The organism is Azoarcus indigens (assembly GCF_004361735.1).
Classification (GTDB): Bacteria; Pseudomonadota; Gammaproteobacteria; order Burkholderiales; family Rhodocyclaceae; genus Azoarcus; species Azoarcus indigens.
Genome location: NZ_SNVV01000019.1, coordinates 60,965 through 81,128 on the forward strand (window position 1 = coordinate 60,965; position 20,164 = coordinate 81,128).

19 protein-coding genes are annotated in these 20,164 nt (G+C 67.7%); 7 read left to right on the forward strand and 12 right to left on the reverse strand.

Translation table 11 applies throughout. The features are described 5' to 3' along the window. Positions 1 to 43 precede the first annotated feature (43 nt). The 11 genes from C7389_RS18470 to C7389_RS18520 form a co-directional block, all read right to left on the reverse strand. Entirely contained in the window at positions 44 to 1,597 is a 1,554-nt protein-coding gene (locus C7389_RS18470; protein WP_133594120.1) for a 2-isopropylmalate synthase, read from the reverse strand. A gap of 134 nt (positions 1,598 to 1,731) precedes the next feature. Beyond that, positions 1,732 to 2,388 carry a class I SAM-dependent methyltransferase gene (locus tag C7389_RS18475; RefSeq protein WP_133594121.1) on the reverse strand — a complete coding sequence of 219 codons (657 nt, stop codon included), beginning with the start codon at positions 2,386 to 2,388 and terminating at the stop codon, positions 1,732 to 1,734. A gap of 29 nt (positions 2,389 to 2,417) precedes the next feature. Beyond that, positions 2,418 to 3,098, reverse strand: coding sequence for a lipopolysaccharide kinase InaA family protein (locus C7389_RS18480; RefSeq protein WP_133594122.1), 681 nt, complete (start codon positions 3,096 to 3,098; stop codon positions 2,418 to 2,420). After that, positions 3,098 to 3,781, reverse strand: a complete 684-nt coding sequence (locus tag C7389_RS18485) for a class I SAM-dependent methyltransferase (RefSeq protein ID WP_133594123.1) — start codon at positions 3,779 to 3,781, stop codon at positions 3,098 to 3,100. The genes C7389_RS18480 and C7389_RS18485 overlap by 1 nt, the downstream gene beginning before the upstream one ends. A gap of 91 nt (positions 3,782 to 3,872) precedes the next feature. Then, positions 3,873 to 5,174 (reverse strand): sensor histidine kinase, encoded by a 1,302-nt coding sequence (locus C7389_RS18490; protein WP_133594124.1) that lies wholly within the window; start codon positions 5,172 to 5,174, stop codon positions 3,873 to 3,875. Further along, positions 5,164 to 5,853, reverse strand: a complete 690-nt coding sequence (locus C7389_RS18495; protein ID WP_133594125.1) for a response regulator transcription factor — start codon at positions 5,851 to 5,853, stop codon at positions 5,164 to 5,166. The genes C7389_RS18490 and C7389_RS18495 overlap by 11 nt, the downstream gene beginning before the upstream one ends. A gap of 40 nt (positions 5,854 to 5,893) precedes the next feature. Beyond that, the gene (pssA, locus tag C7389_RS18500; RefSeq protein WP_133594126.1) at positions 5,894 to 6,670 is read right to left on the reverse strand and encodes a CDP-diacylglycerol--serine O-phosphatidyltransferase; all 777 of its coding nucleotides are present in this window, start codon (positions 6,668 to 6,670) and stop codon (positions 5,894 to 5,896) included. 97 nt (positions 6,671 to 6,767) lie between these two features. Next, positions 6,768 to 7,418, reverse strand: coding sequence for a phosphatidylserine decarboxylase (locus C7389_RS18505; RefSeq protein ID WP_133594127.1), 651 nt, complete (start codon positions 7,416 to 7,418; stop codon positions 6,768 to 6,770). A 69-nt stretch (positions 7,419 to 7,487) separates the two neighbouring features. Beyond that, positions 7,488 to 8,504, reverse strand: a complete 1,017-nt coding sequence (ilvC, locus tag C7389_RS18510) for a ketol-acid reductoisomerase (protein ID WP_133594128.1) — start codon at positions 8,502 to 8,504, stop codon at positions 7,488 to 7,490. A gap of 82 nt (positions 8,505 to 8,586) precedes the next feature. Further along, positions 8,587 to 9,078, reverse strand: coding sequence for an acetolactate synthase small subunit (gene ilvN, locus C7389_RS18515; RefSeq protein WP_133594129.1), 492 nt, complete (start codon positions 9,076 to 9,078; stop codon positions 8,587 to 8,589). Positions 9,079 to 9,232: 154 nt separating this feature from the next. Further along, positions 9,233 to 10,942 (reverse strand): acetolactate synthase 3 catalytic subunit, encoded by a 1,710-nt coding sequence (locus C7389_RS18520; protein WP_133594130.1) that lies wholly within the window; start codon positions 10,940 to 10,942, stop codon positions 9,233 to 9,235. A gap of 124 nt (positions 10,943 to 11,066) precedes the next feature. Between C7389_RS18520 and C7389_RS18525 the strand changes: the two genes are divergently transcribed. The 6 genes from C7389_RS18525 (at position 11,067) to pepN (ending at position 18,672) form a co-directional block, all read left to right on the forward strand. After that, positions 11,067 to 11,630, forward strand: coding sequence for an RNA polymerase sigma factor (locus C7389_RS18525; RefSeq protein ID WP_133594131.1), 564 nt, complete (start codon positions 11,067 to 11,069; stop codon positions 11,628 to 11,630). Continuing rightward, positions 11,627 to 12,037, forward strand: coding sequence for a DUF3619 family protein (locus tag C7389_RS18530; protein ID WP_133594132.1), 411 nt, complete (start codon positions 11,627 to 11,629; stop codon positions 12,035 to 12,037). Before C7389_RS18525 ends, C7389_RS18530 begins: the two co-directional genes overlap by 4 nt. Further along, positions 12,010 to 12,468, forward strand: a complete 459-nt coding sequence (locus C7389_RS18535) for a DUF3106 domain-containing protein (protein ID WP_133594133.1) — start codon at positions 12,010 to 12,012, stop codon at positions 12,466 to 12,468. The genes C7389_RS18530 and C7389_RS18535 overlap by 28 nt, the downstream gene beginning before the upstream one ends. Next, the gene (locus C7389_RS18540; protein ID WP_133594134.1) at positions 12,465 to 12,977 is read left to right on the forward strand and encodes an RDD family protein; all 513 of its coding nucleotides are present in this window, start codon (positions 12,465 to 12,467) and stop codon (positions 12,975 to 12,977) included. The genes C7389_RS18535 and C7389_RS18540 overlap by 4 nt, the downstream gene beginning before the upstream one ends. Before the next feature lie 167 nt (positions 12,978 to 13,144). After that, the gene (locus C7389_RS18545) at positions 13,145 to 15,883 is read left to right on the forward strand and encodes a cation-transporting P-type ATPase (RefSeq protein WP_133594135.1); all 2,739 of its coding nucleotides are present in this window, start codon (positions 13,145 to 13,147) and stop codon (positions 15,881 to 15,883) included. A 98-nt stretch (positions 15,884 to 15,981) separates the two neighbouring features. After that, entirely contained in the window at positions 15,982 to 18,672 is a 2,691-nt protein-coding gene (gene pepN / locus C7389_RS18550) for an aminopeptidase N (RefSeq protein ID WP_133594136.1), read from the forward strand. 87 nt (positions 18,673 to 18,759) lie between these two features. Here pepN and C7389_RS18555 read toward each other — a convergent pair whose 3' ends face one another. After that, on the reverse strand, positions 18,760 to 19,206 hold the full coding sequence (locus tag C7389_RS18555) for a CBS domain-containing protein (protein WP_133594137.1): 447 nt from the start codon (positions 19,204 to 19,206) through the stop codon (positions 18,760 to 18,762). A gap of 33 nt (positions 19,207 to 19,239) precedes the next feature. On the opposite strand from C7389_RS18555, the gene C7389_RS18560 reads away from it, so the two are divergent. After that, on the forward strand, positions 19,240 to 20,163 hold the full coding sequence (locus C7389_RS18560) for a ferritin-like domain-containing protein (protein WP_246034886.1): 924 nt from the start codon (positions 19,240 to 19,242) through the stop codon (positions 20,161 to 20,163). Position 20,164 lies beyond the last annotated feature (1 nt).

Genomic DNA, 20,164 nt, shown 5'->3' on the forward strand with positions numbered 1-20,164 from the left:
TCGGGAGAACTGAACGGGGAGCTGACGGCTCCCCGTTCCGCGTTTACAGCTGCGGATTCAGCTTTTCCGCATTTCCACTGAGCTTGTTCAGCGCGTTCAGATAGGCCTTGGCGGAGGCGACGATGATGTCGGTATCCGCGCCCTGGCCATTCACCACCCGGCCGTCCTTGGCCAGCCGGACGGTGACTTCGCCCTGGGCGTCGGTGCCGGTGGTGATCGCGTTCACCGAGTAGAGCAGCAGCTCGCTGCCGCTGGCGGCGACCGCTTCGATGGCCTTGAAGGCGGCATCCACCGGGCCGGAGCCCTGCGCCTGGCTGCGGCTTTCGCGGCCGCCTATGGTCAGCGTGAGCTCCGCCTGCGGCGTCTCGCCGGTCTCGGAGTGGAAGCGCGAGGCCACCAGCCGGTAGTGCTCCACCTCCGGGGTGACGGCTTCGTCGCTCATCAGCGCGTGCAGGTCTTCGTCGAAGATCTCGTGCTTCTTGTCCGCCAGTTCCTTGAAGCGGGCGAAGGCGGCGTTCAGCTGCTCCTCGGTCTCCACCGCGATGCCCAGCTCCTGCAGGCGGGCGCGGAAGGCGTTGCGGCCGGAGTGCTTGCCGAGCACCAGCTTGTTGGCGCCCCAGCCGACGTCTTCGGCACGCATGATCTCGTAGGTTTCGCGGTGCTTGAGCACGCCATCCTGGTGGATGCCGGATTCATGGGCGAAGGCGTTGGCGCCGACGATGGCCTTGTTCGGCTGCACCGGGTAGCCGGTGATCTGCGACACCAGCCGGGAGGCGGGCACGATCTGGGTGGTGTCGATGCGGGTTTCGACCGGGAAGATGTCGGCGCGGGTGCGTACCGCCATCACGATCTCTTCCAGCGAGGCATTGCCGGCGCGCTCGCCCAGGCCGTTGATGGTGCATTCCACCTGGCGGGCGCCGGCCATGACCGCGGCCAGCGAGTTGGAGACGGCGAGGCCAAGGTCGTTGTGGCAGTGCACCGACCAGATCACCTTGTCCGCGCCGGGCACGCGCTCCATCACCTTGCGCAGGGTGCCGGCGTACTGCTCCGGCACGTTGTAGCCGACGGTGTCCGGCACGTTGATGGTCCTGGCGCCGGCCTTGATCACCGCCTCGAAGATGCGGCAGAGGAAGTCCAGCTCGGAGCGGCCGGCGTCCTCGGCGGAGAACTCGACGTCGTCGGTGTATTCGCGCGCCCAGCCGACGGACTTCACCGCCTGTTCCACCACCTGGTCCGGCGTCATCCGCAGCTTCTTCTCCATGTGGATGGGGCTGGTGGCGATGAAGGTGTGGATGCGGCCGCGGGCGGCCGGGCGGATGGCTTCACCGGCGCGGCGAATGTCGTTCTCGTTCGCGCGCGCCAGGGAACAGACGGTGGATTCCTTCACCGCTTCGGCGATGGAGCGCACCGATTCGAAGTCGCCGTTGGAGGCGGCGGCGAAGCCGGCCTCGATCACGTCCACCCGCATGCGCTCCAACTGGCGGGCGATGCGCAGTTTCTCCTCGCGGGTCATCGAGGCGCCGGGGCTCTGCTCGCCGTCGCGCAGGGTGGTGTCGAAGATGATCAGCGAGTCTTTGGGGGAGTGCGGCGTGCTCATGAGGGGCTCCTGCGGATTCGATTCCGGCGCGGCGTGTCGGCGCGGAAGTCGCGCCGGCGGGGGAAAAGCGGAATCTTATCGCGCCGGCGCCCGGCATGGGAGCGGCACAAACGGGCGGAGGCCTTTTCACCGCCTCAGCGCGCCGCGGCGGGATTCCGCTCGAAAACCGCCAGGTGCAGGGTGTGCAGCAGCGGAAGCACGGCGAAGTCCCGCACCAGACGGAAGCCCTGCCGTTCGAAGTAGCTGCGTACTTCACGCAGCGGGGTGGCGTGTTTTTCCGATTGCCTGCCGCCGAGCGAGACCCGCAGCCGGCGCTTGATCGAGGTGATGGATAAGGGTGAGAAGTAGGACAGCAGCACATACTGCCGGCTGACGCGGCAAAGCTCGGCGACGGCGCGCTCGCGCACTTCCGGGGTGGGGAAGTGGTGAAAGAGGCGGAAGCACAGAACGCTGTCGAAGCTGTCGTCGGCGTACTCCAGGTTCTCGATGTCCTGCTTTTCCACCGGGCATTCCAGACCCTGCTCGCGCAGCCGGCGGCGGGCGATTTCCAACATCGCATCCGAGTAGTCGGCGGCACTCACGTTGAAACCCAGCGCCGCCGCATGCAGGGTGGCGCGGCCGCCACCGCAGGGCAGATCCAGCAGGCGGTGGCCATGCGGGATCTGCCGCAGGGCGCGCTCCACCAGCTTCATCTCCGCCCGGTGGCGGCTGCTGCTCTTGTTCTGGTAGGCGTGGGCGGTGGCTTCGTCGTACTTGAAGCGGCCGCGGTAGGTATGGAGGAGGGTGCTCATGGATTCCGTTCCAGTTGGGGGCGGCGCGTTCAGCGCGGGTCGAGGTGCTGGGCGTGGGCGGTCAGCAGGTGCTGCCAGTCGCTGGCCTGCCACAGGGTCTGGTGGCGGGAGAGCTGCTCCAGGTCGTGGCCGGCGGCCAGGCTGCGGCGCAGGCGGGGGCGCATTTTTTCCAGGTCGAGCAGGGCGACGTCGGCCTGTCCGTCGCGCCAGCGCACCATGATGTGTTTGTCGTATAGGCAGCCATGCTGCAGGCGGGCCCGGTGCAGGCGGCCCAGCGTCTTGCCCACCTCGGCGGCGAGCTGCCTGCGTTGCTCGGGCGACAAGGCCGTCTGTTCGGCGAGCGGCCGGTACCCCTGCAGCTCGGCGGTGACGAGCACCGTCTCTGGCCCTTGTCCGCCGCGGCGGGAGCCGTGAAAAAGGGGCTGCGGCGCGGGAATGCCGAGCGCGGCGAGGCGGCCGAGGTAGTGCCACTCCCGGCTGGCGGTGGGCCAGCCCAGCGGGCGGGTGGGGGTGTGGCAGAGGTGGCCGCACTGGCGCTTGATATAGAGCACCTTGTCGCCTTGTGTTGCGCGCAGCACGCCGCTCCAGCCGGCGCGGCGGCGGTTGACCGGCTCCACCCATTCGCCCGGGAAGGTCCACCAGTGGGCGAAGGCGTCGGCGCCCTCGCTGGCAGGGACGGGCGCGCCGGCGCCCAGGATGTGGGTGCTCATCAGGCGCTCCTCCGCAGCGTGTAGACCCGCCACATGGCGTAGCGCGGCAGGAAGTCGGTATGGCCAAGGATGTCGAAGCCGGCTTCGCGGAACTCCTGTTCCACGGTCTGGGCCGGGATGACGAAGCGGTTCTGGTAGGCGCCGGTCTTGCGCTCGCGCTCCAGCCGGGCGCGCCGCCAGGCCTTGTAGTTGCCATCTACCCACAGGGAGAGGATCACCGTGTCGCGGGTGACGCGGTGGAATTCCCGCAGCATCGCCAGGCGGTGCCCGGCATCACCGATGTGGTGCAGCAGGCGCATGCAGAACACGCAATCCACCGCACGCTCGGGCAGGTCGATGTCGAAGGCGGAGGTCTTCAGCGGGGAAACGCGGCGGAGCAGGCTGGCCGGATGGTTGCTGCGGGCGACGGCCAGCATGTCGGCGGAGTTGTCGCCGGCAATGATGACGCGGTTGGGTTGCTCCGCCAGCACCGGCCAGAAGCGGCCGGCGCCGCAGGGCAGGTCGAGTACCAGGGTGGGATCGTCGGCCAGGCGCAGGGCGCGGCGGGCCATCTGCTCGTCGCGCAGGTGGGAGAGCCGGCGGGCGAGGCTGTTACGGTGCTTGCGGAAGTAGGCCTGGGCGTGGGCCTGGTCGTATTTGTCCGAGAAGGGCAGTGAGATCGGATGTGGCGCGGGGCTGCTCATCGGAGGCTCCTGGTGTGAGGAGCCCGCAGCTTGGCGGGGTGGGCGTCAGCGCCGCGTCAACCTGTTGTGAGAATTTCGTGAAACCGGGTGTTCAGCGCGGCTGCAGGTTTACCCGGAAGAGGCAGCCGCCGCCCGGGTTGGCTTCCAGCGATACCTGCCAGCCTTGCTGACTGCAGATGCGTTGCACCAGCGACAGCCCGAGGCCGATGCCGTCGCCCCGGCTGGTGCTGCCGCGGATGAAGGGCCGGAAGATGTCCAGGCGTTCCGCTTCGGGAATGCCGGCGCCGGTGTCCGCAACGTCGAATCCGTCCGCATGCAGGGTCAGCCGTACCGAGCCGCGGTCGGTGTAATGCAGCGCATTGCGCAGCAGGTTGGACATCACCGCGCGCAACAGCGGCGCCGGGTAATGTGGTGCATCGGGGTGGGCGGCCGCGCCCTCCAGGTGGAAGGCGAGGCCACGTTGCGCGGCCTCCTGCGCCCAGCGCTCGCGCTGCTCCTCGGCGACGGCTGCGAGGGTGGTGTCGCTGGCGAGCGGATTGCGCCCGCTGGCGCCGCGGGCCAGCCACAGGAAGGTCTCTATCAGTTCCCGCATTTCGCCGCAGGAGCGGTGCAGGCGCAGCAACTGGGTGTGTTCGCGCGAACCGACGGGCAGTTCTTCCAGCAGCAGTTCGCAGGAGCTGGCGATCACCATCAGCGGGGTGCGCAGTTCGTGGCTGACGTCGCTGGTGAACAGCGTTTCGCGCTGCAGGGCCTGGCGCAGCTGGCCCAGGGTGCTGTCGAAGGCGGCGGCGAGCTGGCCGACTTCGTCGGCGGGATAGTCCGGCGCCAGGGGGGGCGCCAGCGGCAGTAGCTGGTCACGGTGCTGCACCTGGCCGGCCAGCCGAACCACCGGGGCGATGACCCGGCGCGCGGTCAGCAGACCGAGCACCAGCGCGGTCAAGGCGCTGAGCAGGAAGCCGGCACCGACGATGAGGAAGGTCGTGCGCTCGTGGCGCTCGAAGTCCTCCTGGTCGAGCAGCAGCACGTAGCGTGTCGGGCCGTGCTCGCTGAACAGCGTCTCGTATTCCACGCCGTCGTGGATGATCTCGTGAAAGCCGGGCCCATAGCCTTGCAGCCAGGCCGGCAGCGGAGGATCGCCCGGCGCTCCGCTGCGGTAGAGGTGCAGGCCGGCGCTCAGTTGGCGCGAGGCGCTGTCCTCGCCGCTGGCGATGACGAAGTCCAGTTGCCGGCTCATGCCTTCGGTGACCAGTTCCTGCTCGGCCATGCCGATGGCGAGGATGACGCCGACCGAGAACAGGCCGGCGACGGTGGTGGCCATCAGGGTGAAGGCGATGACGATGCGGCTCGCCAGTCCGTGGCGCTGGAAGGCGGGTGTGGGCTGGCTAGCGCTCATGTTCAGCCGGCGTCAGCCGGTAGCCCACGCCATGCACCGTGTGCAGCAGTGCGCTGGCGAAGGGCTTGTCGATCTGCTGGCGCAGGGCGTGGATGTGGCTGCGCAAGGCATCGCTGTCGGGCGGTTCGTCGCCCCACAGTACGTTCTCCAGCACTTCGCGGCGGACCACGCCGGGGCTGCGCTGCATCAAGGTCGCTAGCAGCTTGAGGCCGATGGGGCCGAGGTGCAGGGCCTGGCCGGCGCGGCTGACTGCCAGTGTGTCGAGGTCGTAGCTGAGGTCTGCCACCTGCAGCCGCCGCCGGCCGCCGCCGCGGCTGCGTTTGAGCACCGCTTCGATGCGGGCGGCCAGTTCGGGCAGCGCGAAGGGCTTGGTGAGGTAATCGTCGGCGCCGGCGCGGAAGCCGCTGAGGCGGTCGTCCAGCGCATCGCGGGCGGTGAGCATGATGACCGGGGTGTCGTTGCGCTCGCCTTCGCGCAGGCGCTGGCACAGGCTGTAGCCGTCCATGCCCGGCAACATCACATCGAGCACGATGAGGTCGTAATGCTGGATGGCGGCAAGGTGGATGCCGCCAAGGCCGTCCTGCGCGCAGTCAACCTCGAAGCCCTTGAGGCTGAGGTAGTCGGCCAGGTTGGCGAGGATGTCCCGGTTGTCTTCGATCAGCAGCAGGCGGACGGCCATCGTGTCCTCGCGCCGGATATCGGCAACCGGGATTCAGGGATCAGGCTTCGGGCGGCGTGCCGCCGTCGCGTTCGCGCAGCAGTGCCTGGCGCTTCTTGCGCCGCGTCCAGCGCCACAGCCACAGCACGTAGCCGGAGCAGGCGTAGGCGAGGAAGAGGGCGAACAGCACGCCTGGCGGATAGCTGGAAACCAGCGCGAAGGCCATCACCAGCGCGATGACGACGATGAAGGGCACGCTCTTGCGCAGGTTGATGTCCTTGCCGCTCCAGAACATCACGTTGCTGACCATGGAGATGCCGGCGAAGATGGTGAGCACGCAGGCATACCAGCTGACATCCTCGCCGTGCAGGCCGTTGTCGAACACCACCCACACCAGGCCGGCCACCAGGGCGGCGGCGGCCGGGCTGGGCAGGCCCTGGAAGTAGCGCTTGTCCACCACCGCGATGTTGGTGTTGAAGCGCGCCAGCCGCAGCGCCGCACCGGCGCAGTAGATGAAGGCGGCGATCCAGCCCAGCTTGCCGAGGTCCTTGAGCGCCCATTCATAGACGACCAGCGCCGGGGCGGCGCCGAAGGAGACCATGTCCGACAGCGAGTCGTACTCGGCGCCAAAGGCGCTCTGGGTGTGGGTGAGGCGGGCAACGCGGCCGTCCAGGCCATCGAAGATCATCGCCACGAAGATGGCGACGGCCGCGTATTCGTAGCGCTGGTTCATCGCCTGCACGATGGCGTAGAAACCGGCGAACAGGGCGGCAGTGGTGAATAGGTTGGGCAGGATGTAGATCCCGCGGCGCCGCTTTTCGAGGGAGATCAGGGGCATGTGATCGGGATGGTCCACGATGACAGGATCGGGCTGGGTAAAGTCTGATTCTAGCTCATGCGGCCGCGGGCCCGCGCGGCCGCATGGCTGGCCGGGCTCAGGGGAGCTCGGCGAGGATGGTGCTGCTGGCGGAAACCTTGTCGCCGATGGTGACGCGGGCGCGGGTGCCTACCGGCAGGTAGAGGTCCACCCGCGAACCGAAGCGGATGAAGCCGTAGCGCTGGCCGCGGCTCAGCTTGGCGCCGGCCTCGACGTAGCAGAGGATGCGTCTGGCAACCAGGCCGGCGACCTGCACGCAGGTGATGTCATGGCCGTCGCGGCTGCGGATATGCAGCGCGTTGCGCTCGTTTTCCACCGAAGCCTTGTCCAGCGCGGCATTCACGAACTGGCCGGGGTGATACCAGCGCTGCTTCACTTCGCCATCCACCGGGCTGCGGTTGGAGTGCACGTTGAACACGTTCATGAACACGCTGATCTTGACCGTGTCGCGGTCCAGCCAGGGGTCGCGCACCGGCTCGATGGCGACGATGCGGCCGTCCGCCGGGCTCAGCACCGCCTTGGGATCCTGCGGGATCGGCCGGGCCGGGTCACGGAAGAACTGGACCACGAAAACCAGCAGGATCCAGAACGGCAGGGCCCAGGCCCAGCCGGCGGCGCCATTGACGACCAGCGCCAGGGCAAGTGCGATGGCGATGAAAGGCCAGCCCTCGCGGGCCAGGATGGGATGGGGGTATTGCTTGTCGGACATGGGGCGCCCTCAACGAAAAGGGCCGGGGCCCGCATGCAGCGATCCCCGGCCCGGATGAACTGGCGGTGCTCAGTTCTTGGACTTGTCCACCAGCGCCTTGGCCTTGATCCACGGCATCATGTCGCGCAGCTGGCTGCCGACCTTCTCGATCGGATGCTCGGCGGTCAGACGACGGCGGGCGGTCATGCTCGGGTAGTTGGTCTTGCCTTCCAGGATGAACATCTTGGCGTATTCGCCGGTCTGGATGCGCTTCAGGGCGTTGCGCATCGCCTCGCGGGACTGCTCGTTGATGACTTCCGGGCCGGTCACGTACTCGCCGTACTCGGCATTGTTCGAGATGGAATAGTTCATCGTCGCGATGCCGCCTTCGTACATCAGGTCGACGATCAGCTTCAGTTCGTGCAGGCACTCGAAGTAGGCCATTTCCGGCGCGTAGCCGGCTTCGACCAGGGTTTCGAAGCCCATCTTCACCAGCTCGACGGCGCCGCCGCACAGCACGGCCTGCTCGCCGAAGAGGTCGGTCTCGGTCTCTTCCTTGAAATCGGTCTCGATGACGCCACCCTTGGTGCCGCCGTTGGCCGCCGCGTAGGAAAGGGCGATGTCCTTGGCCTTGCCGGACTTGTCCTGGTACACCGCGATCAGGCTGGGCACGCCGCCGCCACGCAGGTACTCGGAGCGCACGGTGTGGCCCGGGCCCTTGGGGGCGATCATGATGACGTCGAGGTCGGCACGCGGCACGACCTGGTTGTAATGGACGTTGAAGCCGTGGGCGAAGGCCAGGGCGGCGCCCTTCTTCATGTTCGGCTCGACTTCGTCCTTGTACACCTGCGGGATGTTCTCGTCCGGCAGCAGGATCATGACCACGTCGGCGGTCTTCACTGCCTTGGCGATTTCCTCGACCTTCAGGCCGGCGGCCTTGGCCTTGTCCCAGGAGGCGCCGCCCTTGCGCAGGGCAACGGTGACCTTGACGCCGGAGTCGGCCAGGTTCTGCGCGTGGGCGTGGCCCTGCGAGCCGTAGCCGACGATGGTGACCTTCTTGCCCTTGATCAGGGAGAGGTCGGCGTCCTTGTCGTAATAGACTTTCATGCTTTTCCTTTCAGCTTTTCTTTCTGTGGCAGGGAGTGCCGGCGGCGGCCATGATAGCGGCACGGCGGCCGGCTGCAAAACGTCAGATCTTCAGCACGCGGTCGCCGCGGCCGATGCCGCAGATGCCGGAACGCACCGTCTCCAGGATCAGGCTGGAATCGATGGCGCCGAGGAAGGCGTCGAGCTTGGACTGGTTGCCGGTCAGCTCGATGACGTAGGAGGCGTCGGTGACGTCGATGATGCGGGCGCGGAAGATGTCCGCGGTGCGCTTCATCTCCTCGCGGTCCTTGCCGGTGGCGCGCACCTTGATCAGCATCAGCTCGCGCTCGATGTGGGCGGCTTCGGAGATGTCCACGACCTTCACCACCTCGACCAGCTTGTTCAGCTGCTTGGTGATCTGCTCGATGATCTCGTCCGAGCCGACGGTGACGATGGTCATGCGCGACATCGAGGCGTCTTCGGTGGGCGCCACGGTGAGCGACTCGATGTTGTAGCCGCGTGCCGAGAACAGCCCGGAGACGCGCGACAGCGCGCCGGATTCGTTCTCGATGAGCAGGGAGATGACGTGTCTCATGTTGCGCTCGTGTGCTGGAGGGGACGTTGAGCCGTCCGCCCTGACGTCACGGACTGCCGGGGGCCGGCATCCGCGGCACGGCCCCGCCGGTGGGCGAGGCTCGCGCCGGCGCGGCAGGGGATGGCCGCCGCGCCCCGTCCTGGTGGTCGGGAGGTTACAGATCCTCGGCGGACAGGATCATCTCGGTGAGACCCTTACCGCCCTGGACCATGGGATACACGTTCTCGGTCGGATCCACCTGGAAGTCCAGGAAGACCAGATCGTTCTTGCGTGCGAAGGCTTCGCGCAGCGCGCCTTCGACATCGCCCGGCCGCTCGATCTTCATGCCGACGTGGCCATAGGACTCGGCCAGGCGGGAGAAATCGGGCAGCGAGTCCATGTAGGACTCGGAGTAGCGGCCGCCGTGGAAGAGCTGCTGCCACTGCCGCACCATGCCGAGGTAGCGGTTGTTCAGGTTGCAGATCTTGATCGGCAGGCGGAACTGCTTGCAGGTGGACAGTTCCTGGATGTTCATCTGGATGGAGGCTTCGCCGGTCACGCAGGCCACAGGCCGGCCGGGGTTGGCGAGCTGCGCGCCCATCGCGTACGGCAGGCCGACACCCATGGTGCCGAGGCCGCCGGAGTTCAGCCAGCGACGCGGCTGGTCGAAGCGGTAGTACTGGGAGGCCCACATCTGGTGCTGGCCGACGTCGGAGGTGACGAAGGCATCGCCACCGGTCACTTCCCACAGCTTCTGCACCACGAATTGCGGCTTGATGATCTCGTCCGAGTTCTTGAACTTCATGCACTCGCGGCTGCGCCACTCTTCGACCTGCTTCCACCACGGCGCGAGCTGCTCGGCGTTCGGCCGCTGGGTGCCGGCTTCCAGCTGGCGGATCATCTCCTCCAGCACTTCCTTCAGGTCGCCGACGATGGGGATGTCCACCTTCACCCGCTTGGAGATGGAGGAGGGGTCGATATCCACGTGGATGATCTTGCGCGGCTCGGAGGCGAAGTGGTTCGGGTCGCCGATGACGCGGTCGTCGAAGCGGGCGCCCACGGCCAGCAGCACGTCGCAGTAGTGCATGGACATGTTGGCTTCGTAGGTGCCGTGCATGCCCGGCATGCCCAGGTACTGGCGATCGGAGGCGGGATAGCCGCCCAGGCCCATCAGCGTGTTGGTGATGGGAAAGCCCAGCATGCGGGTGAGCTTGGTCAGCGCTTCGGCGGCATCCGCCAGAATCACGCCGCCGCCGGTGTAGATCATCGGCCGCTTGGCTTCAAGCAGCAGCTGGACGGCCTTCTTGATCTGGCCGTGATGGCCCTTGACCACCGGGTTATAGGAGCGCATCGAGATCTCGGCCGGATACTCGAATTCCGCCTTGGCGGCGGTGACGTCCTTCGGGATGTCCACCAGCACCGGGCCGGGGCGGCCGGTGCGGGCGAGGTAGAAGGCCTTCTTGATCGTGCTGGCGATGTCGCGGGCGTCGCGCACCAGGAAGTTGTGCTTGACGCAGGGGCGGGTGATGCCGACCGTATCCACCTCTTGGAAAGCGTCCTGGCCGATGGCGGCAGTGGGCACCTGGCCGGAAATGATCACCAGCGGGATGGAGTCGCAGTAGGCGGTGGCGATGCCCGTCACGGCATTGGTGGCGCCCGGGCCGGAGGTCACCAGCGCAACGCCGACCTTGCCGGTGCTGCGGGAGTAACCGTCGGCGGCGTGTACGGCGGCCTGCTCATGCCGAACGAGTACGTGGCGGACGTTTTCCTGCTGGAACAGCGCGTCGTAGATATGCAGTACCGCACCACCCGGATATCCGAACACATACTCGGCCTTTTCTTCCTGCAGGCTCCTGATTACAATTTCGGCTCCGGTCAGCACCATCGCAAACTCGCTCTGTATTTCGTTCGAAGAAACAGCGAACGTTACCGGGCACGGGGGCGTAGGTCAAGGCTGCGGCTAGGCCGCGAAGAAGAGCCCAAGGGCCGGATTTCTCAAGGACTTCCAGCTGGCTTCCCGGGTCGAACTCTCCGCGTTTCTCGAAAGCGTCGAAAAGCGCGCGTTCAAGCAGGCCTCGTGGTCACTCCGGGACGAGGAGGCCGCGCTCGACGCGGTGCAGGATGCCATGATGAAACTCTCCGCCCGCTACGGCGACCGGCCTGTGGCGGAGTTCCCGATGCTGTTCCAGCGCATCCTGCAGAACGTCATCCTCGACGTGCATCGCCGGCAAAAGGTGCGCCGGCTCTGGCTTTCCCCGCTGTCGGTGTTTGCCGGCGAGGCCGAAGACGAAGCCGATCCGCTCGACACCCTGGCGGACAACCGTGAGGCGGCCGAAGGCGAGACGCCCCACGGCTGTTTCGAGCGCAAGCACCTGCTGGGGCTCCTGGAAAGGGAAATCTCGCGCCTGCCGGCTCGTCAACGGGAGGCTTTCCTGATGCGTTACTGGGAAGAGATGGATATCGCCGAGACGGCCGAGGCCATGGGCTGCTCGGAGGGCAGCGTCAAAACCCACTGTTCGCGCGCCACGCACACTTTGGCCGCGGCTTTGAAGGCAAGGGGGATCGTGCCATGAACGAACGGGCCTGCAAGCTGGCCGGTGACGCGGACGATGGCGTGGCGTTCGCGCGGCGTATCGCCGCGCATCTCACCGTTGCCGCCCATGAAGTCGATGACGACACGCTGGCCCGCTTGCGGGCTGCCCGCCAGCGCGCGCTGGCGGCGCATCAACCGAAGCGTGGCCTGTTGGTCCGTATTGCCGGCTGGGCGAGGGCTGGTGTGTCGCCAGCGGCAGTGCTGCGTCAAGCCGGTGCGGTGGCTGCCGTATTGGTGGTGGTGGCGGTCGGCGACATGTGGGCCACCTCCGTCCGTCTGGCTGAGCTGGAAGAGATCGACGCCGCCTTGCTGGTGGATGAGCTTCCCATCGATGCATATCTGGATGAGGACTTCGGGGCATGGCTGCGCCACGCTACGCAGTCCTGATCCTCGCTTTGGTCGCCGCCCAGGCTGTTTCCGCCGCTCCGGTCCTGGCGCCCAGCTGGCGTGAACTTGGCCAGCACCAGAAGGAGATCCTCTCTCCGCTGGCGGACGAATGGGGCGAATTGTCGGCCGCCAGCCGGCGCAAGTGGGTGGGGATCGCCGACCGGTATGACAAGCTCTCCACCGACGAGCAGGCCCGCATGCAGGCCCGCATGCGCGACTGGGCCCGCTTGCAGCCAGCCGAGCGGCAGAAGGCGCGCGAGGGTTACCTCCGCCTGCGCGACATTCCCGCCGAGGTGCGCGGTAATCTCAATGCCGAGTGGGAACGCTTCCAGAGCCTGCCGCCGGAAAGCCGGCGCGATGTGGTGAATGCCGCCCAGATGCGCCGCCCCGGCGCAGCCATCTCCGAAAACGACAAGCAATCCAATCAATGAACGTACGTGCGAAACGCCGCGCTTCCGCGGTCGGCGCGGAGGCGCCCGCCGGTCCTGCTGCGCCCTCGGCGCGCACCCTGGTGGAACTGGCGGGCTTCCGGCGCCGGCTGGCGAGCCTGCTCTATGAATCCTTGCTGCTGCTGGGCGTGCTGGCGCTGACCTTCATGGTGCCCTACCTGATACTCGGACTTGCCTTCCAGGTGGCGCCGCCGGGCTGGCTGGCCTGGGTGCATGTGTTCCTGGTGCTGGGTGCCTATTTCGTCTGGTACTGGCGCCGTGGTGGGCAGACGCTGGCGATGCAGACCTGGCGGTTGAAGCTGGTGGCCGCCAAGGATGGCCGCAGCCTCGGGTTGGGCCGCTGCTGGTTGCGCTACGCGCTGGCCTGGCCTTCCGTGCTCGGCTTCGGCATCGGCCTGCTGTGGGCGCTGGTCGACCGTGATCGCCAGTTCCTGCATGACCGCCTGATCGGCAGCCGCGTCGTGCTGCTGCCGGTGATGCCGCGCAAGTAATCCCGCGTAATCCGCGCAAGCCTGCCGGCGTGCGGCTTGATCCGCATCATGACGGCGCAACACCCGCTCCGTATGCTAGGGCAATGGGGCGGGGTGTCGGCGAGGAACTTCACTCCCGGCCTCCTGCTCGCATTCCCTGTTCCCTCATGCGGAAGAGAGGAGAGGTCATGGACGTCCATCGTCCCGAAGAAGCCGTGGCGGAGATGCCGCCGCATGCGTGTTCCAGCGAGCAGGTTCTGGCCCGCCTCGCGGTCGAGCCGCGCCAGGGCCTGAGCGCCGAGGAGGCTGCCGCGCGACTGGCGCGGCACGGTCCGAACGCGCTGCCGGCGCCCAAGCGCAGCAGCGCGCTCAAGCGTTTCCTGCTGCAGTTCCACAACGTTCTCATCTACGTATTGCTGGCCGCCGGCGGTGTCACTGCGCTCACCGGCCACTGGGTGGATGCCGGCGTAATCCTGGGCGTGGTGGTGATCAACGCCATCATTGGCTACATCCAGGAGGGCAAGGCCGAGCAGGCGCTGGACGCGATCCGCGACATGTTGTCGCCGCACGCAGCGGTGCGGCGCGACGGCCATAGGCGGGAGATCGAGGCGAGCGAGCTGGTGCCGGGCGACATCGTCTTCCTTGCCTCCGGGGACCGCGTACCGGCCGACCTGCGGCTGGTGGAGGCGCGCAATTTCCGCGTGGATGAATCTGCCCTCACCGGAGAATCTTTGGCGGTGGAGAAGGGCTTAGCGCCGGTGGGAGCGCAGGCCGCGCTGGGCGACCGTAGCTCCATGGCCTACTCGGGCACGCTGGTGGTGAGCGGCCAGGCCAGTGCGGTGGTGGTGGCGACCGGCGCTGCCACCGAAATCGGCCGCATCGGTGCCTTGCTGGATTCGGTGGAAGCGCTGAGTACGCCGCTGCTGCGTCAGCTGGCCGCCTTCGGCCGGATGCTGACCTGGATCATCCTGGTGGTTGCTGCCGCCGCACTGGGCTTCGGCGTGCTGGCGCGCGGCTATGCGCTGGACGAGATGTTCCTCGCCGCGGTCGGCCTTGCGGTGGCGGCGATTCCCGAGGGGTTGCCGGCCATCGTCACCATCACGCTGGCCATCGGCGTGCAGCGCATGGCGTGCCGGCACGCCATCGTGCGCCGCCTGCCCGCGGTGGAGGCGCTGGGCGCGGTGACGGTGATCTGCTCCGACAAGACCGGCACGCTGACCCGCAATGAGATGGCGGTGCGCCGCCTGTTGACCGGCGCCGGCCTCATCGAAGTCTCCGGCCCCGGCTACGCGCCCCAGGGCGGTTTCTCCCGCCAGGGCGATGACCTCGACGCCGACGGCCTGCCGCTGCTACGCGACATCGCCTGCGCCGCCCTGCTGTGCAACGACGCCTCGGTGCGGCAGGACGGCGCGGACTGGGTGCTGCTCGGCGATCCCACCGAAGGCGCGTTGCTCGGGCTGGCGGGCAAGGCCGGGTTGGAGTTCGCGCTGGAGCGGGAGCGGCTGCCGCGGGTGGACGTCATTCCTTTCGAATCCGAGCACCGCTTCATGGCCACGTTGCACCGTAGCCACCAGGGGCCGCTGCGCATCTACCTGAAGGGGGCGCCGGAGCGGGTGTTGGCGCTGTGCGACGGCTTGCGCGGCGAGGGTGGCGAAGCGCAGCCCCTGGAGAGCGACGCCCTGCGCGCCGGCATGGACGGGATGGCCGCCGAGGGCATGCGCTTGCTGGCCATCGCCGAGCGCACCGAGCCGGCGGGCGGGGACGGGCTGGACTTCGCCGGCGTGGAGGCGGGCGGCTTCACGCTGCTGGCGGTCTGCGGCTTGTCCGACCCGCCGCGGGAAGAGGCGGTGAAAGCGGTCGCCCGCTGCCTGGATGCCGGCATACGGGTGAAAATGATCACCGGCGACCATGCCGCCACCGCCTGCGCCATCGGCCGCCAACTCGGTCTGGGGCACGAGGTGAAGGCGCTCACCGGCGAGCAGATCGAAGCGCTGGACGACACCGCGCTGGCCGTCGCGGTGCAGGACACGGACATCTTCGCCCGCGCCAGCCCGGAGCACAAACTGCGGCTGGTGCAGGCCCTGCAGTCGCGCGGCGAGGTGGTGGCGATGACCGGCGACGGGGTGAACGATGCTCCTGCGCTCAAACGCGCCGACGTCGGTGTCGCCATGGGGCGCAAGGGCACCGAGGCGGCCAAGGAGGCGGCGGAGATGGTGCTGGCGGATGACAACTTCGCCTCGGTGGCGGCGGCGGTGGAGGAAGGTCGCACCGTCTACGACAACCTGCGCAAGGCCATCGCCTACATCCTGCCGACCAACCTCGGCCAGGCCGCGATGGTGTTCTTCGCCGTGCTGTTCGGCATGATCATGCCCATCACCCCGGTACAGATCCTGTGGGTGAACATGATCACCGCCGTTACCTTGGCACTGGCACTGGCCTTCGAGCCGCCGGAGGACGACATCATGCGGCGGCCGCCGCGCAGCCCGGGCGAGCCGTTGCTGGACCGCTTCATCGGCTGGCGCATCCTGTTCGTCGGCGGCTTGCTGGTGGCCGGCAGCATGGCGATCTTCGCCTGGGAGCTGCGGCTGGGCGCATCGGTGGAGCTGGCGCGCACGGCGGCGGTCAATACGCTGTTTGCCGGCGAGCTGTTCTACCTCTTCAACATGCGCAGCTTCACCGCCCCGGTGCTCAACCGCGAAGGGCTGCTGGGCAACCGCTACGTGCTGCTGGCTGCCGGGGTGTTGGTGCTGTGCCAGCTGCTGTTCACCTATCTGCCGGCGATGCAGTCGCTGTTCGGCAGCGCGGCGCTGGCCATGGACTCCTGGTGGCGCATCCTGGCCTTCGGCCTTGGCGTGCTGCTCATCGTCGAGCTGGAAAAGGCGCTGTTGCGCCACGTCTTGAAAGCCAGGCCGCAGGCCAGGGTGTGAGGAAAGCGGGCGGGCTGTTTGGGCGGCCTTGCCCCGCCGCCTTAAACTGAGTGCTGTCCCCAAGCCGAAACGGGGCCCGAGATGCCCTTGGAGCCAGAATGAAAACCGAACACGCCCCCACCATCCACCGTGCCGACTACCGCCCGCTGCCCTGGACGGTGGAGCGCATCGACCTGCATTTCAATCTCGACCCGACCGCCACCGTGGTCACCAGCCGGCTGAACTGTGTGCGCAATCCGGAAGTGGAGGCCGGCCCGCTGCGGCTGTGGGGAGACACCCTGGAGTGCCTGTTGCTGACGGTGGACGGCGCCGAGCCGGCTGCCGCCGCGCTGCGCGAGCTGGAAGATGGCCTGGAGGTGGATCTGGCTGGAGAGCGCGCGGTGGTGGAGATCCACACCCGCATCGACCCGCAGGCCAACACCACGCTGTCCGGTCTCTACCTCTCCAACGGCGGCTTCTTCACCCAGTGCGAAGCGGAGGGCTTTCGCCGCATCACCTATTTCCCCGACCGCCCGGACGTGATGGCGCGCTACACCGTCACCCTGGAGGCGGACCGCGAGCGCTGCCCGGTGCTGCTGTCCAACGGCAACCTGCTGGAGCAGGGCGAGCTGCCTGGCGGCCGCCATTACGCGCGCTGGGAAGATCCTTTCCCCAAGCCGTCCTACCTGTTCGCGCTGGTCGCAGCCAGGCTGGTGGTGCTGGAGCGCAAGGCGCAGACCGCCTCCGGGCGCGAGGTGTTGCTGCAGGTCTGGGTGGAGGAGGGTAATCTGGACCGCGCCGGCCATGCGATGGATTCGCTGATCCACTCCATGCGCTGGGATGAGCGCACCTTCGGCCTGGAGCTGGACCTGGACCGCTTCATGATCGTCGCCGTGGCCGACTTCAACATGGGCGCGATGGAGAACAAGGGCCTCAACATCTTCAACACCAAGTACGTGCTGGCCAAGCCGGACACCGCCACGGACGTCGATTACGAGCACATCGAGAGCGTGGTCGCGCACGAGTACTTTCACAACTGGACCGGCAACCGCGTCACCTGCCGCGACTGGTTCCAGCTCACGCTGAAGGAAGGCCTCACCGTGTTCCGCGACCAGCAGTTCTCCGCCGACATGCTGGCGGAAGCGGCGGGCGAGGAGGACGCCGCCTCGGCGCGGGCGGTCAAGCGCATCGACGACGTGCGCGTGTTGCGCGCCGCCCAGTTCCCGGAGGACGCCGGCCCGATGGCCCACCCCATCCGCCCGGACAGTTACCAGGAGATCAACAACTTCTACACCGCCACGGTGTACGAGAAGGGCGCCGAAGTCATCCGCATGCTGCACACCCTGCTGGGCACCGAGGGTTTCCGCAACGGCATGGACCTCTACTTCAGCTACCACGACGGCAAGGCGGTGACCTGCGACGATTTCGTGGATGCCATGGCCGAAGCCAATGGCCGCGATCTCGACCAGTTCATGCGCTGGTACGCCCAGGCCGGCACCCCGCGCCTCGGCGCCCGCGGCGAATGGAATGCCGCCGACGGCAGCTACACGCTCAGGCTGACCCAGCACACGCCGCCGACGCCGGGCCAGGCGGAGAAGCTGCCGCTGGTGATCCCGGTCGCCGTCGGCCTGATCGCGCCGGACGGCAGCGATCTGCCGCTGCAGCTTGAAGGCGAGAGCCAGCCGGGCGCGAGCACCCGCGTGCTGGAGCTCAAGACTGCCGAGCAGCGCTTCCGCTTCGTCGGCCTGAGCGCCGAGCCGGTGCCCTCGCTACTGCGTGGCTTCTCCGCGCCGGTGCTGCTGGAACTGGAAGAGGATGACGAGCGCCTCGCCTTCCGCATGGCCAAGGACAGCGATCCCTGCAACCGCTGGGACGCCGCCCAGCGCTACGCCGAACGGGTGATCTTGGCGCTGGCGGCCGACCTCGGCCAGGGCCGCGCCGCTGCCGTGCCGGAAGCCTTCATTCGCGCCTTCCGCAGCCTGGCCACTGATGAAGCGCTGGACCCGGCCTTCCGCGCCCAGGCCGCGGCGCTGCCGGCCGAAGGCTATCTGCTGGAGCGCATGAGCCCGGCCGATCCCGCTGCGCTGCGGGCGGCGCTGCGCCTGCTCTATGCCACCTTGGGCGAACGCCTGGCGGCGGACTGGCTGGCGCTGTGCGAGCGTCTGCCGGTGGCGGGCGAATACCGCTATCACCCGGCGGATGCCGGCCGCCGCGCGCTCCTCAACCTGGCGTTGCGCTACCTTGCCGCTGCTGGCAACGAGGCCGGCCTGGCGCTGGCGCGGCAGCGCTTCGGCGCCGCCGGCAACATGACGGACCGCTTTGGCGCCCTGGCGGCGCTGGTGCAGAGCGCCAGCCCCGCCCGCGAAGATGCGCTGGCGGCTTTCCACGCCCGCTACAAGGACGATGCCTTGGTGCTGGACAAGTGGTTCTCGCTGCAGGCCGGCGCCTGGCGCTGGCAGGACGACGCGCCGGGCACGCTGCTGCGGGTCAAGGCCCTGCTGGACGATGCGGCTTTCAGCCTCTCCAACCCCAACAAGGTCTATTCCCTGCTCGGCACCTTCTTCCGCGCCAATCCGGCAGAATTCCATGCCGCCGATGGCAGTGGACACGTTTTCTGGGCGGACATGGTGATCGCGCTGGATGCGCGCAATCCGCAGGTTGCCGCCCGCATGGCCCGCGCGCTGGAGAACTGGCGGCGCTACACGCCGGCGCTGCAGGCCAGCATCCGGCCGCAGCTGGAGCGTGTGCTGGCGACCAAGGGGCTGTCCCCCGACGTCAGCGAGGTGATAGGCAAGGCCTTGCAGGACTGACATGAAAAGGGCCTCCCGCAATGGGAGGCCCTTTTTGATCGGCCCTGGCGCCCACGGCTGTAGGCGCAGGGCCAGGCGGCCAGCGGTTCAATGCGCGGCGATGTCGCCGGCGATGTAGCTGGAGAGCTGCCGTATGGTGTTCTCATGCTGGCTGACGATGCTTTTCACCACGTCGCCTATGGTGATGATGCCGGCGATCTGGCCGTCCTCCACCACCGGCAGGTGCCGGAAGCGGCGCTCCGTCATCAGCGCCATCACCTCGTCCACCGTCTCCGATGGCGTGATGGTGCGCACATTGGTGGTCATCAGGTCGCCCACCTTCACATCACGGGATACCAGGCCCTTCAGGACCACTTTGCGGGCGTAGTCCCGCTCGGTGAATATCCCCACCAGCTTGCCCTGGTCGGTGACCAGCACGCCGCCGATGTCGAACTTGGCCATCAGCGCCAGGGCCTCGAACACCGACACCTCTGGCGTCACCGTGTGGATCGCGCTGCCTTTCTGTTCCAGTATCTGCTGTACCGTGGTCGTCATGCCTGTCGTTCCTCCTGTGCGATGGCGGCGCCGTTGCCGTTCGAGTGGATCGCGGCGCCGGAACGTCTTCCTCCCTGGCTCAGCTTGGAACAGCAATCGGCAGGGCGCAAGGTGGGGGAACCCCCAGCGTCGGTGCACCCGGCTAAACTCTCTCCCATGAAACAGTCGCTTCATGAAGCTGCCCTGGCCGCCCTGATGTGCGCCGATCCGGCGGCGAAATGCACCGCCACCGCCTGCCTCGCCGCCGATTGGGAAAGCGGCGCGCTGATCTGCCTTCCCGGCGGCGATGATCCGGCCCCCGTCCTTGAGCCCGGCCGTCCGGCGCGGCCCGAACTCATCCCGCCGCAGCAGTTGCCGCAACGCAAGGTTGGCAGCCGCGAAGGGCATGCGGCTCTGTTGCACGCTATCGCCCACATCGAATTCAACGCCATCAATCTCGCGCTGGACTGCGTGCACCGTTTCCGCAGCATGCCGGCCGGGTTCCACGCCGACTGGGTGCGCGTTGCCGCGGAGGAGGCGTATCACTTCGGCTTGGTGAAGGAACGGCTGGAGGCGCTTGGGCATGTCTACGGCGATTTTCCCGCGCACGACGGCCTCTGGGTGATGGCCTGCCGCACCGCCCATGATCTGCTGGCTCGCATGGCCCTGGTGCCCCGGGTGCTGGAAGCCCGCGGACTGGATGCGACGCCGCCCATCATGGAAAAACTGCGCACGATAGGCGACAGAGCCAGCGTCGGCGTGCTTGAGATCATCCTGCGCGACGAGATAGGCCACGTCGCCATCGGTGACCGCTGGTTCCGCCTGCTGTGTGCGGCCCGTGGTCTGGAACCGGAGCGGACTTATCTGCAGTTGATCGAGGATTTCGAGGCGCCACGGCCGCATCCTCCATTGCATCGCGAGGCCCGGCTGGCTGCCGGCTTCAGTGAGGCCGAGCTTTACGCCCTGGTTCGCAAGTGAC

Bases quoted from the DNA above. Each gene is read 5' to 3' on its own strand.
- C7389_RS18470 (WP_133594120.1), bottom strand. From the start codon at position 1,597: ATGAGCACGCCGCACTCCCCCAAAGACTCGCTGATCATCTTCGACACC.
- C7389_RS18475 (WP_133594121.1), bottom strand. From the start codon at position 2,388: ATGAGCACCCTCCTCCATACCTACCGCGGCCGCTTCAAGTACGACGAA.
- C7389_RS18480 (WP_133594122.1), bottom strand. From the start codon at position 3,098: ATGAGCACCCACATCCTGGGCGCCGGCGCGCCCGTCCCTGCCAGCGAG.
- C7389_RS18485 (WP_133594123.1), bottom strand. From the start codon at position 3,781: ATGAGCAGCCCCGCGCCACATCCGATCTCACTGCCCTTCTCGGACAAA.
- C7389_RS18490 (WP_133594124.1), bottom strand. From the start codon at position 5,174: ATGAGCGCTAGCCAGCCCACACCCGCCTTCCAGCGCCACGGACTGGCG.
- C7389_RS18495 (WP_133594125.1), bottom strand. From the start codon at position 5,853: ATGGCCGTCCGCCTGCTGCTGATCGAAGACAACCGGGACATCCTCGCC.
- pssA (WP_133594126.1), bottom strand. From the start codon at position 6,670: ATGCCCCTGATCTCCCTCGAAAAGCGGCGCCGCGGGATCTACATCCTG.
- C7389_RS18505 (WP_133594127.1), bottom strand. From the start codon at position 7,418: ATGTCCGACAAGCAATACCCCCATCCCATCCTGGCCCGCGAGGGCTGG.
- ilvC (WP_133594128.1), bottom strand. From the start codon at position 8,504: ATGAAAGTCTATTACGACAAGGACGCCGACCTCTCCCTGATCAAGGGC.
- ilvN (WP_133594129.1), bottom strand. From the start codon at position 9,078: ATGAGACACGTCATCTCCCTGCTCATCGAGAACGAATCCGGCGCGCTG.
- C7389_RS18520 (WP_133594130.1), bottom strand. From the start codon at position 10,942: ATGGTGCTGACCGGAGCCGAAATTGTAATCAGGAGCCTGCAGGAAGAA.
- C7389_RS18530 (WP_133594132.1), top strand. From the start codon at position 11,627: ATGAACGAACGGGCCTGCAAGCTGGCCGGTGACGCGGACGATGGCGTG.
- C7389_RS18535 (WP_133594133.1), top strand. From the start codon at position 12,010: ATGGCTGCGCCACGCTACGCAGTCCTGATCCTCGCTTTGGTCGCCGCC.
- C7389_RS18540 (WP_133594134.1), top strand. From the start codon at position 12,465: ATGAACGTACGTGCGAAACGCCGCGCTTCCGCGGTCGGCGCGGAGGCG.
- C7389_RS18545 (WP_133594135.1), top strand. From the start codon at position 13,145: ATGGACGTCCATCGTCCCGAAGAAGCCGTGGCGGAGATGCCGCCGCAT.
- pepN (WP_133594136.1), top strand. From the start codon at position 15,982: ATGAAAACCGAACACGCCCCCACCATCCACCGTGCCGACTACCGCCCG.
- C7389_RS18555 (WP_133594137.1), bottom strand. From the start codon at position 19,206: ATGACGACCACGGTACAGCAGATACTGGAACAGAAAGGCAGCGCGATC.